This is a genomic window from Megalodesulfovibrio paquesii (genome assembly GCF_054653055.1).
Genome location: NZ_BAAIGQ010000006.1, coordinates 432378 through 444691, shown reverse-complemented (window position 1 = coordinate 444691; position 12314 = coordinate 432378). Strand labels below are relative to the sequence as shown.

The following is a 12314-nucleotide window of genomic DNA, read 5'->3' as shown; positions in this document are numbered from 1 at the left end:
GTGACTCGGGGGCGCCAGACGTGGCGATGTTCTGCATCGCCACGTGCGCCTGCCGCCGTGTCACCCCTCATCTATCTTCGCCAGAAGTGCCTGGAGACGTTCCTGCATCGCCGAGCACTCCTGATTGGCTTGGAGCAAATCGTCAGCCAATCCCAAGGCCAGAAAGACCAGCAATCGTTCCCTGCTGATCTGCGTCCCTCGTTTTTCCAATTCGTGATATCGTTTCTCGGCCAGCTTTTTCGCTTGTTCCACACGTTGATGATCCGCCTCCGCCGTAAAGGAGACGTGCATGCCGAGCACTTGCAGGCTGTGACTATGGCTGGGCATGGGCAGCCGCATCTCCCGAGGCGGCCTCTATCTTCCGCAGGAGCGAATCTATCCGGGCGGCCACGGCCATGCGCGCCGCGCGCTCCCGCTCCAGCTCCTGCGTCAGGCGGACGGTTTCCGCCTGCAGCGCCTGCGTGTCGTGCTCCAGGGATTGCCTGAGCTGCACGTTTTCCTGGCGCAAGGCTGCGTTTGCCGTCAGCAACGTGTCGAGCTTCCGCTCTAGCTGGTCAATAAGTTCCATGCCCTCTAACTACGCTGTCCATGGCGCAAAATCAAGCGACCGGCTTCCTGGATTTAATCACCTGCCGTCCCCTGGCAAGAGCCAGACTGCCGGCGGGCACATCCTCGGTGATGACTGAGCCCGCCCCCACCAGGGCCCCCTCGCCTATCGTCACCGGCGCCACCAGGGCGGTATTGGAGCCGATAAAGACATTATCCTGTATTGTTGTCAGGTGCTTGTGCGTGCCATCATAGTTGCACGTGATGGTGCCGGCGCCAATGTTTGTCCCCGCGCCCACCACGGTATCGCCAAGATAGGTCAGGTGGCTGGCCTTGGCGCCCTGTCCCAGGCGCGTTTTTTTCAGTTCCACAAAATTGCCAACCCGGCTGTTGTGTTCCAGCACTGCGCCCGGCCGCAGCCGCGCATAGGGGCCGGCCTGGGCGCCGGCGTGCAGATGCGCGTGTTCTGCATGGGAAAAAGGATGCAGCACACAGCCGGACTCCAGCTCGACATGATTGAGCCAGCAATGGGACATAACCAGCGCGCCCTTGGCAATCCGCGTTTCCCCGTACAGCTCGCAGGGCCCGTGCAGTTCCGCGCCTGGCTCCAGGATGACCCGCGGCCCGATGCGGACCATGCCGGGGGACCGGATAAGGACATTGCGCGCCGCCCAGCAACAGACAATGGATTCGCGCATGCACTCTTCCGCGGCAACCAGTTCTGCGGGTGAATTGACCCCGAGAAACCGTACTGCGTCCTGCGGGCAAATCCCTTCTGCAGACACATTCTCAGCCAACACAGTCAGGCCGGCGGCCTTGGCCAGCCCGATCAGGTCAGTAATGTAGTACTCCCCGCTGCGGTTGGCATTGGTCAACTGGCTGAGCAACGTGTCCACCGTGGCGATTTCGAGCAGATAAATCCCGGCGTTGATTTCCCCGGTGGGGTAGCCATGCCTGGCGCGGTCATAGTCCTTGGCTTCGACAATGGCGGCGACTTCCCCGTTGGGATGGCGGACCACACGACCGAAGCTCCCTGGATCATTGAGTGTAATCGACAAGAAGGCCACTGCGGCGCGCTCTTCCAGGGCGATATTGACCATGCGCGCCAGCGCCGCAGGCGGTACCAGAGGGGTATCCCCATTGATGACCAGCACATGAGTCAGCCCGGAGGCCTTGAGGGTGGCCCAGGCGCACTGCAGGGCATGGCCGGTGCCAAGCTGTTCCTGTTGTAGGATGCTGGCCTCCGCAAGATTGGGCATGCGGGCCAGCACCTGATCCGCGCCAAAGCCAAGCACTGTCCACAGCCGTTCCCCAAGCAAGGGGGCCAGCGCTTCAAGCACGTGCCAGAGCATGGGTTCGCCCAGAATCGGGTGAAGCACCTTGGGCATGGAGGAATGCATGCGGGTGCCCTTGCCAGCCGCAAGAACAAGGCCGCCGATGGATTCCGGCACGGTGACGATCATATGCTGCTCCTGTGGATGGGTTCCCTGGGATGAGTGCCCCGCGCGGGGTGCGGCGTCAAGGGGGGAAGACTGCCTGGGACGCGTTGGCATCAAAGAAAGGGACATCAAAAAAACGGGGCAGGCGTGAAGCCTGCCCCGTTCTACTACGTCGGGTGCGTCGGAAAGGAAGAAGCTTGCAGGGTGCTTCCCTGGCTACCGGGCCTTGCTGGCCGCGCTCATGCGGGCGATTTCCCGCTGGAGCTCGGCCTGCGCACGGGCATAGGCAATACGATCCTGCGCTTCCTTCATACGTTGTTCGGCGCGCTCCTTGGCCTTGCGAGCGCCGTCCAGGTCGATTTCCTCGGCCTTTTCAGCTGCTTCGGCCAGGATAGTGACCTTGTTGTCGGAGACGTCGGCAAAGCCGCCGGACACGAAGACATAGTGGGTCCTGCCTTCCTTTCTGTAGTACAGGTTGCCAATCTGCAACGCGCACAAGAAAGGGATGTGGTTGGGCAGCACGCCGAATTCGCCTTCATAGCCAGGCGCGCCCACGTACTCCACACTCGTGCTGAGCACGAGCTTGTCCGGAGTAACGATGTCCAATTGCAGGCTCATGGGCGTCTCCAGGGCTTAGTTGTCGGCCAACCGCTTCTTCTGCTTCTCCAGGGCGGTGCTGATATCCCCGACCATGTAGAAGTCGGTTTCCGCCAGTTCATCATGGACGCCATCAAGGATTTCACGGAAGCCCTTGATGGTATCAGTCAGCTTGCAATACACGCCGGGCGTGCCAGTGAACTGCTCGGCCACGTGGAAGGGCTGAGACAAGAAGCGCTGGATGCGGCGGGCGCGGTGCACGATGAGCTTGTCTTCGTCAGAGAGTTCGTCCATGCCCAGGATGGCGATGATGTCCTGAAGTTCTTTGTACTTCTGGAGCACCTTCTGCACTTCGCGGGCAGTGTTGTAGTGTTCGGCGCCCAGGACGTTGGGGTCCAGGATGCGGGAGGTGGAGTCCAGCGGGTCCACCGCGGGGTAGATGCCCAGTTCAGCGATCTGGCGGGAAAGCACCAGCGTGCCGTCCAGGTGGGAGAAGGTCGTGGCGGGCGCGGGGTCGGTCAAGTCGTCCGCGGGCACATACACGGCCTGCACCGAAGTGATGGAACCCTTGGTGGTGGAGGTGATGCGTTCCTGCAGGCCGCCAAGGTCGGTGCCGAGGGTGGGCTGGTAACCCACCGCAGAGGGCATGCGGCCGAGGAGCGCGGACACTTCGGAACCCGCCTGGGTGAAGCGGAAGATGTTGTCGACGAAGAGAAGCACGTCCTGGCCTTCGGCATCACGGAAGTATTCCGCGCAGGCGAGAGCGGTCAGGGCCACGCGGGCACGGGCTCCTGGCGGTTCGTTCATCTGGCCGTACACAAGTGCGGCCTTGTCGATAACGCCAGCGTCCTTCATTTCGTGGTACAAGTCGTTGCCTTCACGGGTGCGTTCACCGACGCCCGCGAAGACGGAGATGCCGCCGTGCTGCTTGGCGATGTTGTTGATCATCTCCATCAGAATAACGGTCTTGCCCACGCCGGCGCCGCCGAACAGGCCCATCTTGCCGCCCTTGGGGAAGGGAATGAGCAAGTCCACGACCTTGATGCCGGTTTCGAGCAGTTCCACGGAGGTGGACTGTTCGGTGAACTCGGGGGCTTCACGGTGAATGGGCAGGTACTTGTCGGAATCGATGGGGCCCATTTCGTCCACAGGCTTGCCCACGACGTTCATGATGCGGCCCAGGGAGGCCTTGCCCACGGGAGCCATGATGGGCTTGCCGGTGTCGGCCGCAGCCATGCCGCGAACCAGACCTTCGGTAGCGTCCATGGCGATGGTGCGAACCACGTTGGAGCCCAGGTGCTGCGCCACTTCGCAGATCAGCTCAGGGGCATCCGTGTTGTTCGGGTTCTTGATTTCCAGTGCGTTCAAGATGTTGGGAAGCTTGCCTTCCTCAAACTCGACGTCCACGACGGCGCCGATGACTTGAACAATCTTACCGATGTTCTGACTCATGCCGGTCACACTCCTTCCTTATCCTTTCAGCGCTTCGGCGCCGCCGACGATATCCATCAGTTCCGTGGTGATGGCAGCCTGACGGGTCTTGTTGAAGACCAGCGTCAATGCCCCGACCATGTCGTCGCAGGCCTTGGTGGCGTTATCCATGGCCGCCATACGAGCAGCGTGCTCGCTGGCGGAGGTGGACAACAGGCCCTTGTAGACCTGGACCTTGAGGAAGCGGGGCAGGAGCTCTGCGAGCAAGCCAACCACATCCGGCTCGTAGATGTATTCCTGCGCCACACCCTTCTTGCCGTCCTCACTCGCGGACGTCTTGGGAGCGATGGGCAGAAGAGGCTGCACTTCGGGAACCTGCCTGGCCATGCTGATGAAGTTCCCGTACACGAGGATGACTTCATCAAGCTGCTTGGACAGATAGGATTCGATAATCTCCACACCCAGTTCATTGGCCAGGGTGAAGTCGAAGTTGTTCATGCGGTCCGGGTAGGCTGTGCCCATCTCGTACCCCTGCTTACGCAGGGCGTCCCGGCCTTTTTTGCCGACGGTGTAGACCACCACGCGTTTGCCTTCCGCCAGTTTGGCTTTGACGACCTTGTTCCCCTCGCGGATCATGTTGGCGTTGAAGCTGCCACAGAGTCCGCGGTCGGAGGTCATCACCACCACGCCTACGGTCTTGATTTCCTCGCGGACCTCAAGCAGGGGGTGTGCGCTGGAGTCCGCCTTGGCCGAAAGTTCCTGCAGCATGTCATAGAACTTTTCAGCGTATGGGCGGAAGCGCTCGATGCGCTGTTGCGCACCCCGCAGCTTGGCCGAGGCCACCATGTTCATGGCCTTGGTGATCTGCTTGGTCTTCTTGACCGCACCAATCTTGGTGCTAATGTCTCGAAGTGATGCCATGGGCATTCTCCCTTCCAGGCTAGGCCTGGAAGCCCTTCTTGAATTCGATGATGGCGGCCTTCAGCTTCTCTTCGATTTCGGGCGTCAGCGCCTTCTTTTCGGTGATGCCAGCCATGACATCAGCCTTGGCGTTGCGGATGAATTCCAGCATCTCGGATTCGAACTTGCGGACGGCTTCCAGGGGCACGTCGTCCATGTAGCCGCGGGTGCCGGCGTAAATGGAGCAGACCTGTTCTTCCGCGCTCATGGGCTGGTACTGGGGCTGCTTGAGCAGTTCCACCATGCGGGCGCCGCGGTTCAGCTTGGCCTGGGTGGCCTTGTCCAGGTCGGAACCGAAGGCAGCAAAGGCGGCCAGTTCGCGGTACTGGGCGAGGTCGAGGCGCAGCGTGCCGGCCACCTGCTTCATGGCCTTGATCTGGGCGGCGCCGCCGACGCGGGAGACCGACAGACCAACGTTGATGGCAGGACGGATGCCGGCGTTGAACAGGGCGGGTTCCAGGTACACCTGACCATCGGTGATGGAGATAACGTTGGTCGGGATGTAGGCGGACACGTCGCCAGCCTGGGTTTCGATGATGGGCAGGGCGGTCATGGAGCCGGCACCCATGCTGTCGGACACCTTGGCGGCGCGTTCCAGCAGGCGGGAGTGCAGGTAGAACACGTCACCGGGGAAGGCTTCACGGCCCGGAGGACGGCGCAGCAGCAGGGACATCTGGCGGTAAGCCACAGCCTGCTTGGACAAGTCATCATAGATGATCAGAGCGTGCTTGCCGCTGTCGCGGTAGTACTCGGCCATGGTGCAGCCGGAGTAGGCGGCGATGAACTGCAGCGGGGCAGGTTCGGACGCTGTGGCGGAGATGATGGTGGTGTAGTCCATGGCGCCGTACTTGCGCAGGGTGTCCGCCACCAGAGCCACGGTGGACTTCTTCTGGCCGATGGCCACATAGAAGCAGTGGATGTCCGTGTTCTTCTGGGCCAGGATGGCGTCCAGGCAGACGGCAGTCTTGCCGACCTGACGGTCACCAATGATCAGTTCGCGCTGGCCGCGGCCGATGGGCGTCATGGCGTCGATGGCCTTGAGGCCGGTCATGCAGGGCTCATGCACGCTCTTGCGCTGGACGATGCCGGGCGCCTTGAGTTCGACGGGACGGGTTTCCTTGGCGTCGATCGGCCCCAGACCGTCGATGGGCTGTCCCAGGGGGTTGATGACGCGGCCCATGACCGCATCGCCAACGGGCACGGAGAAGATCTTGCCGGTACGCTTGACCGGGTCGCCTTCCTTGATGTTCGTGCTTTCACCCAGAAGCGCCACACCGACGTTGTCTTCTTCCAGGTTGAGCACCATGCCCATCAGGCCGCCGGGGAATTCCAGCAGTTCCATGGACATGGCGTTCTGCACGCCATAGACGCGGGCAATACCGTCACCGACGTACAGGACGGTCCCGGTTTCGCTCATCTCGACTCGCTGCTCGTAGTTCGAGATTTGCTCCTCAATAATTTTGCTGACTTCTTCGGCTTTGATCTGCATGGCCCTACTCACCCCTTCTGATGTTTTCCTTCAGAATGCCCAACTGCGCGCGGAGGCTAGCATCCAGAACCTGATCGCCCACCTTGAGCACCACGCCGCCCAGGATGGAAGGATCATGGCTGAATTCCAGGACAAGCTCTTTGCCGACCTGGGATTCCAGCTTGGATTTCATTGCCTTTTGTTTGGCTGCATTGAGCTTGATGGCCGTCACCAGCTCGCCGCGCACCACGCCCTTTTCGGCATCCAGCATGCTCATGAAGACGGCATGGATTTGAGGAAGTTCACCCAACCGACCCTTGTCCGCCAGCAGGTGGACAAAGTTCTTGACCATTTCGCCCACGCCCAGTTTGACCAGCAGGGCGTCTGCCACCTTTTTCTTTTCCGCCACATCAAAGATGGGGTTGCGGAAAAGCTTGAGCAGACCGGGCGTCGCGTCGACGGCTTCCACCAACGCGGAAAGGTCCTTACCGTACTTGTCCAGCTCGGTGACGCCCTTGCTCTTGCCGATGGCAAACAGAGCCCGGGCGTACCTGCGCGCCACCACGTTGCCGATCAATTGAGCACCACCTTTGTTAAATATTTATCGATGAGCTTTTCCTGTTCCTGAGCGTTCAGCTTGTCCTTCAGGAGCTTTTCCGCAGCAGCGACGACCAGGTCGGCCATTTCGCCGCGGATCTGCTCCACAGCCAGGCGGGATTCCTGTTCGGCGGTCATCTTGGCCTGGGCGGTGATCTGCTCCGCCGTCTTGTTGGCCTTTTCGATGATGGCCGCCTTCAGCACTTCGCCCTGCTTGCGGTAATCGTCCAGGATGGCCTGGCGTTCTGCATCGATATTGGCGATGGACGCTTCCACGTCCTTGAGGCGCTTTTCCGCATCAACCTTGCGCTGGTTGAGGTCGGCCAGATCGTTCTCGATGGTGTAGCGGCGGGTCTTGAAGAAATCGATGATCTTCTTGCCGGCCACATAGTAAATGATGCCGACGAAGATGACGAAGTTGATGATGCGGTACAGGAGGTTCATCCAGTCGTAGTGGTGCTCGCCGCCCTCAGAGGCAAGGGCAGGGACAACAGCCAGGCAGACCAGCGCCGTTGCCGAGAGCAGCGTCAAGATTGTCTTCTTCAAGGGTGTACTCCTTGGCGGTTTGCGGCGTTCTCGGACGGCGTTACGCCAGCACTTTGTCGGCGACTTTCTTGGCCAGGGCCGGGGCCTGGGCCTTGAGGGCAGTCAGGGCGGCGTCAGTTTCCTTGGTGATGGTCGCGCGCGCTTGGGCCAGCTCCTGCTGGGCCTTGGCAACGGCAGCCTGCACCAGGGTCTGTTCTTCCGCTTCAGCGGCAGCCTTCACTTTCAGGCGCTCGTCAGTGCCAGCCTTGCGGGCTTCGGCAAGCACTTCCTCGTAATTCTTCAGCTTGTCTTCAGCGCGTGCAGAAAAGCCTTCGGCTTCCTTCAACATCCCGGCCATGACGTCGGCACGTTCCTTCAACTTGGCCCGAAGCGGCTTCACCAGCAAAAAATTCAAGCCGATCAGGGTGATGAGGAAATTGATGAGCTGCACCAAAAATGTGATGTCAAAATCAATCATGCCGGCCCCCGGGGTGCGGTTGGAGGTGGAGGTTGTGAATTTTTGCTCGAAGTCAGCGAGGGCTGTACTCCACTTTTCCTGTCCCTGTCAAAAGCTTTTCGCGGGTTCCGCGCAAGAGAACGCGCACAACCTCTTGATTGGATAATCAAAACCAACTACCCGGCTTCGTCATCCGGCCCTGCAGGCAGGGCGCTCTCCATGCTCTCAAATTCACGAAGTACCTGCACCTGCTTGAGAGATTCGGCTTCCGAAGGGGTGGCGCCCATGGCCACCTGCCCCTCCAGCATGGCCCCTTCCTCAATGGCCAGGGCCGGTGTGGAAAGTGAGCCGACCAGATTGGCCGTCTTGTGCAGCATGACTTTTTTGCTGGCCTTGACCTCACCCTGCAGCTGTCCGCTCAGGATAAGCTGGCCCACGTTGATCTGCCCGCGCACCTGGGCATCCTTGCCGACGATGAGCGTGCCTTCGGAGACAATTTCGCCCGTGAACGCGCCATCAATCCGCACTGCACCCTGAAACTGCAGCTTGCCTTCGTAGGCTGTGCCCACACCCAGGAACGCGTTGATTTCGTCTTTGGCCATCCGTGCTGTCCTCCTTAGTGCCTTATGGCGTCTACCCCGTGGGGTGCGACCTGTCGCAGGCCCTGCGGCGATTGCGGATCGGTCGCCTACGTTTTGATGTGTAAACTGCGGTGCTGCTTGAACACGAACCGTCGCATGGAGACATTGCAGACCAGTCCCACCAGACTGAAATTCACCAGCGTGGAGCTGCCGCCGTAGCTGACAAACGGCAGCGGCAACCCCACCACCGGCATCATGCCCAGCACCATGCCCAGGTTGATGGTGAACAAGCAGAAAAAGTAAAAAAAGACCCCGGCCGCCAGAAAGGAGCCAAAACGGTCCTTGGCGTCCCGGGCAGTGAGAAAAATGCTGTACAGAAACAGGGTGAACAGGGATAGCAGCACCACTGCGCCCACAAACCCCCATTCCTCACCCAAAATAGCCACGGCAAAGTCCGTGTGCTTTTCCGGCAAAAACCGCAGCTGGCCTTGCGTGCCGGAGAGGTAGCCCTTGCCCCACATCTCCCCGGAACCAATGGCGATTTGCGACTGGATAACCTGCCAGCCAGAGCCGCGAGGGTCTGAACTGGGATCCAGAAAGCTCATCACGCGATCTTTCTGGTAATCCAGCAACAGAAATTCCCAGGCCAGAAATGGCAGGGCCGGCACCACGATGAGCAGTACCCGCAGCACCCGCAGGGTCAGCCCTCTGTAGAGAACCAGTCCCCCCAGAAGCAGGAGGATGTTCATCCCGGTGCCAAGGTCCGGCTGGACCACCACCAGGGCGACCGGGATCAGCGCAATGCCCAGCACGGTGAAGAGCTCGCCCCAGTCCAGGGGATCGGCCCGACGCGAGAGCAGCCGGGACGCCACCAGCAGCACGCACAGTTTGGCCACCTCACTGGGCTGAAAAGACACCCCGCCCACGGATAACCACCGCTGGGCACCAAGGTAGGTCCGGCCCATGATGTCCACCGCCAGCAACAGCACCACCGTCACCCCGTACAGCGGCCAGCACAGGCTCTTGAACTTCTCATAGCTCACGCTCATGAAAGCCAGCATGCACAGCAGGCCCAACCCGCCCCAGACCAGCTGCTTTTGCCAAAACGGCTGCACCGTCACGCCGCCTTCCACGCGCACGCCGCCTGCGGAATACAGGTTCAGCACGCCGACGCTGAACAGCAGCAACAGCAAGCCCAGCAGAGGCCAGTTGATGTGGGAGAACAGTCTGCGGTCGATGGAAATCATTGCGGAGTCCCGGCAGGTGCAGGCGCGGAGCGCGCAGTGGGTCGGACTGTGGCCCTGTGTTCGCCGCTGGCTCTGGGTTCCTGAGCGCTGCCTGATTGGACGCCGGGGCGCCCCGCCGGCGGTGCGCTGGGGGGCACGCCGGTGTGCACGCCGGTTGTACGCGGCACCCGTGACGGCTGTGTGGCGTTGCCTCCTCCAGCCGGCGTGGCCGTGGCATTGGCGGCAGACAGATCGCCAAACAAATGATTGTACACGTCCCGCACCACCGGGCCGGCCACGGAACCGCCGTGTCCCCCATGCTCGATCATGTTCACGACCACATAGGTGGCATTGTTCTTTTCCCCGAAGCTGGCCATCCAGGCATGGTCGCGAAAGCGGTAGGGGGTGTCGCGCGTCTTGCGTCGCTCCTGCCCCAGGCGAACCACCTGGGCCGTGCCGGTCTTGGCGCCCATGATGGCGTCCGGCCGCTTGATGCTGCGCCCGGTGCCGGATTCCACAGTGCTGACCATGGACTGCACCAGCAGCTTGCGCCACTCTTCCCGGATGGGCAGACGGCCCTGGGTCACCACCGGATCATCCAGCAGGAGTTTGGGCTTGAGCAAGGTGCCACCATTGAGCAGGGCGGAAAGGAACCGGGCCACCTGCAGCGGCGTAACCAGGGTGAAGCCCTGGCCGATGGAATAGTTCAATGTCTCGCCGCCATGCCAGGGTTCGCGGAAGCGTTTGCGCTTCCAGTCCGGCGTGGGCACCAGACCGCCCTTTTCATACGGCAGATCAATGCCTGTCGGCTCCCCAAACCCGCAGGCCTTGGCGTACCGGCTGATGCGCTCCACCCCGAGTTTTTCCCCGAGCTGGTAAAAATACACGTCGCAGGAGTGCACCAGGGCCTGTTCAAGATTCAGGTTGCCGTGCCCGGCACTGCGCCAGCAGCGGAACACGCGCTTGCCCAGGGTATAGGATCCTGGGCAGAAAAAGGTCGTGTGCGGGGTGATGAGCCCTTCTTCCAACCCTGCGGCAGCCACCACGAGCTTCCAGACCGATCCTGGCGGATAGGTGGATTGAATGACCCGATTCTGCAAGGGCGCGCGGGGGTTGGCCTGAAGGGCCTGCATTTGCGAGGAACTGATGCCCGCGGTAAAAACGTTGTTGTCGTACGTGGGCAGGGTCAGCAGGGCCAGCAGGTCGCCCGTGGCCGGCTCCATCACCACCACGCCGCCTGCGTGGCCTTCCATCTCATTGGCCAGGGTTCGCTGCAGGTCCAGATCAATGGTCAGGTTCAGCCCGTTGCCAGCTTTGGAGGGTCGGAGGAGCCGTTCTTCCAGGCTGCGCCCGGTCACATCCACCTCCATCTCCTTGAGCCCCTTCTTGCCGCGCAGCTCTTTTTCCTTCACCTTTTCCACACCCTGCCGACCGACGAGATCCCCGCCTTCCAATTCGGGATCCTGTTCCAGGTCTTCCCGATTGGTTTCGGCCACGTAGCCCAGGATGTGCGAGAGCAGCGGGCCCTGCAGATATACCCGGCGCGGGCGGACCACAATCTCCAGGCCGGGCCAGAACACGGCGTTGGCTTCAATGAGGGCCACCAGATCAAAGCTCAGATCCGGCACAAGAATCAGCTGCTGGAAGGGTTTGACCCGCTCGCGGCTCTGCACCGAGCTGCCGCGGGCATAGCGGTCCAGGAGCTGGTCCATGGGCACGGTGGTCCATTTGGAGACTTGCTCCAGGGTGGCGTTGATGTCCGGCACGTCCTCGCGAACCACGGCCAGGGCATAGGCAGGCTGGTTCACAGCCACGAGCTGGCCATTGCGGTCGCGCAGTTCGCCCCGGGGCGCAAAGATGGCCTCCTGGCGCAGCTTGTTGTTCGCAGCTTTGACGGCAAATTCCTCCCCTTTGTGCACCTGCAGCTGCCAAAAGCGGAAGGCATACACAAAAAAGAAGCAGAGTGCAAAAATCTGCAACAACAACAGGCCGTTCTTGGGTGCGACCTGGCTTTCGGTCTCAGACAGTGGCGGCATCGACCTCGGGCCTCCCTCGAAGGGCATGGGCAATGCTCCAGGCCAGGGGGAACAACAACGCCTGCAGCAGGCATTCCCACAGGAACATGGAGCGCGGAGAAAGCGTGTACTCCTGCAGGGCAGCCATGCCATGAATGAGGGCGTAGCGCCAGACCCCCAGGCAGCAGCCCATCAGGAAGATGAAGAGCACATTGCGGGTTTCAAAAAGCCAGCGGCCCAGAATGTACAGGAGCATGGCCCCGCCCTGCCACAGCAGGCCGGCGCCAAAGGCCAGCGTGCCTGCGCCTTCCTGCAGCAGCAGAAATATGGAGAACAGCCAGGCTGTTTGCATGACCCGTCCCTCGCGCGCGCTGATGACCAACCCGACCACCAGAAAATCCACGCCATGCACCAGGCGCTGCGCCCACAGGCAGCAGATGATGAAACCCAGCCACCACAAGACGTTTCGCAC

14 protein-coding genes are annotated in these 12314 nt (G+C 61.2%); all 14 read right to left on the bottom strand.

Annotated features, from left to right (window positions below; translation table 11 throughout):
* Positions 1-60: 60 nt before the first annotated feature.
* The 14 genes from zapA to ACYQ00_RS14795 all read right to left on the bottom strand — a co-directional run bounded on the left by zapA (position 61) and on the right by ACYQ00_RS14795 (position 12314).
* A complete protein-coding gene (zapA, locus tag ACYQ00_RS14860; protein WP_460032883.1) occupies positions 61-327 on the bottom strand; it encodes a cell division protein ZapA in 267 nt (88 codons plus the stop codon).
* Positions 314-568 carry a cell division protein ZapB gene (gene zapB, locus ACYQ00_RS14855; RefSeq protein ID WP_460032882.1) on the bottom strand — a complete coding sequence of 85 codons (255 nt, stop codon included), beginning with the start codon at positions 566-568 and terminating at the stop codon, positions 314-316. The genes zapA and zapB overlap by 14 nt, the downstream gene beginning before the upstream one ends.
* A gap of 31 nt (positions 569-599) precedes the next feature.
* Positions 600-1997 carry a bifunctional UDP-N-acetylglucosamine diphosphorylase/glucosamine-1-phosphate N-acetyltransferase GlmU gene (gene glmU / locus ACYQ00_RS14850; protein WP_460033177.1) on the bottom strand — a complete coding sequence of 466 codons (1398 nt, stop codon included), beginning with the start codon at positions 1995-1997 and terminating at the stop codon, positions 600-602.
* A 204-nt stretch (positions 1998-2201) separates the two neighbouring features.
* A complete protein-coding gene (locus tag ACYQ00_RS14845) occupies positions 2202-2603 on the bottom strand; it encodes a F0F1 ATP synthase subunit epsilon (protein WP_460032881.1) in 402 nt (133 codons plus the stop codon).
* A gap of 15 nt (positions 2604-2618) precedes the next feature.
* Positions 2619-4034, bottom strand: coding sequence for a F0F1 ATP synthase subunit beta (gene atpD / locus ACYQ00_RS14840; protein WP_460032880.1), 1416 nt, complete (start codon positions 4032-4034; stop codon positions 2619-2621).
* 18 nt (positions 4035-4052) lie between these two features.
* Positions 4053-4934: a F0F1 ATP synthase subunit gamma gene (locus tag ACYQ00_RS14835; protein WP_460032879.1), complete on the bottom strand. Its 882-nt coding sequence runs from the start codon at positions 4932-4934 to the stop codon at positions 4053-4055.
* Between the two features lie 19 nt (positions 4935-4953).
* On the bottom strand, positions 4954-6462 hold the full coding sequence (atpA, locus tag ACYQ00_RS14830; RefSeq protein WP_460032878.1) for a F0F1 ATP synthase subunit alpha: 1509 nt from the start codon (positions 6460-6462) through the stop codon (positions 4954-4956).
* 4 nt (positions 6463-6466) lie between these two features.
* Complete coding sequence (gene atpH / locus ACYQ00_RS14825; protein WP_460032877.1) at positions 6467-7018, bottom strand: ATP synthase F1 subunit delta; 552 nt, start codon at positions 7016-7018, stop codon at positions 6467-6469.
* Positions 7015-7584, bottom strand: coding sequence for a F0F1 ATP synthase subunit B (atpF, locus tag ACYQ00_RS14820; protein ID WP_460032876.1), 570 nt, complete (start codon positions 7582-7584; stop codon positions 7015-7017). Before atpF ends, atpH begins: the two co-directional genes overlap by 4 nt.
* A gap of 40 nt (positions 7585-7624) precedes the next feature.
* The gene (locus ACYQ00_RS14815) at positions 7625-8041 is read right to left on the bottom strand and encodes a F0F1 ATP synthase subunit B (protein WP_460032875.1); all 417 of its coding nucleotides are present in this window, start codon (positions 8039-8041) and stop codon (positions 7625-7627) included.
* 155 nt (positions 8042-8196) lie between these two features.
* Positions 8197-8622: a bactofilin family protein gene (locus ACYQ00_RS14810; RefSeq protein ID WP_460032874.1), complete on the bottom strand. Its 426-nt coding sequence runs from the start codon at positions 8620-8622 to the stop codon at positions 8197-8199.
* An 86-nt stretch (positions 8623-8708) separates the two neighbouring features.
* The gene (rodA, locus tag ACYQ00_RS14805; RefSeq protein ID WP_460032873.1) at positions 8709-9848 is read right to left on the bottom strand and encodes a rod shape-determining protein RodA; all 1140 of its coding nucleotides are present in this window, start codon (positions 9846-9848) and stop codon (positions 8709-8711) included.
* A complete protein-coding gene (gene mrdA, locus ACYQ00_RS14800; protein ID WP_460032872.1) occupies positions 9845-11863 on the bottom strand; it encodes a penicillin-binding protein 2 in 2019 nt (672 codons plus the stop codon). Before mrdA ends, rodA begins: the two co-directional genes overlap by 4 nt.
* The gene (locus ACYQ00_RS14795) at positions 11847-12314 is read right to left on the bottom strand and encodes a hypothetical protein (RefSeq protein ID WP_460032871.1); all 468 of its coding nucleotides are present in this window, start codon (positions 12312-12314) and stop codon (positions 11847-11849) included. Before ACYQ00_RS14795 ends, mrdA begins: the two co-directional genes overlap by 17 nt.

Bases quoted from the DNA above. Each gene is read 5' to 3' on its own strand.
- zapB (WP_460032882.1), bottom strand. From the start codon at position 568: ATGGAACTTATTGACCAGCTAGAGCGGAAGCTCGACACGTTGCTGACG.
- ACYQ00_RS14810 (WP_460032874.1), bottom strand. From the start codon at position 8,622: ATGGCCAAAGACGAAATCAACGCGTTCCTGGGTGTGGGCACAGCCTAC.
- zapA (WP_460032883.1), bottom strand. From the start codon at position 327: ATGCCCAGCCATAGTCACAGCCTGCAAGTGCTCGGCATGCACGTCTCC.
- ACYQ00_RS14835 (WP_460032879.1), bottom strand. From the start codon at position 4,934: ATGGCATCACTTCGAGACATTAGCACCAAGATTGGTGCGGTCAAGAAG.
- rodA (WP_460032873.1), bottom strand. From the start codon at position 9,848: ATGATTTCCATCGACCGCAGACTGTTCTCCCACATCAACTGGCCTCTG.
- ACYQ00_RS14815 (WP_460032875.1), bottom strand. From the start codon at position 8,041: ATGATTGATTTTGACATCACATTTTTGGTGCAGCTCATCAATTTCCTC.
- mrdA (WP_460032872.1), bottom strand. From the start codon at position 11,863: ATGCCGCCACTGTCTGAGACCGAAAGCCAGGTCGCACCCAAGAACGGC.
- atpD (WP_460032880.1), bottom strand. From the start codon at position 4,034: ATGAGTCAGAACATCGGTAAGATTGTTCAAGTCATCGGCGCCGTCGTG.
- atpA (WP_460032878.1), bottom strand. From the start codon at position 6,462: ATGCAGATCAAAGCCGAAGAAGTCAGCAAAATTATTGAGGAGCAAATC.
- ACYQ00_RS14845 (WP_460032881.1), bottom strand. From the start codon at position 2,603: ATGAGCCTGCAATTGGACATCGTTACTCCGGACAAGCTCGTGCTCAGC.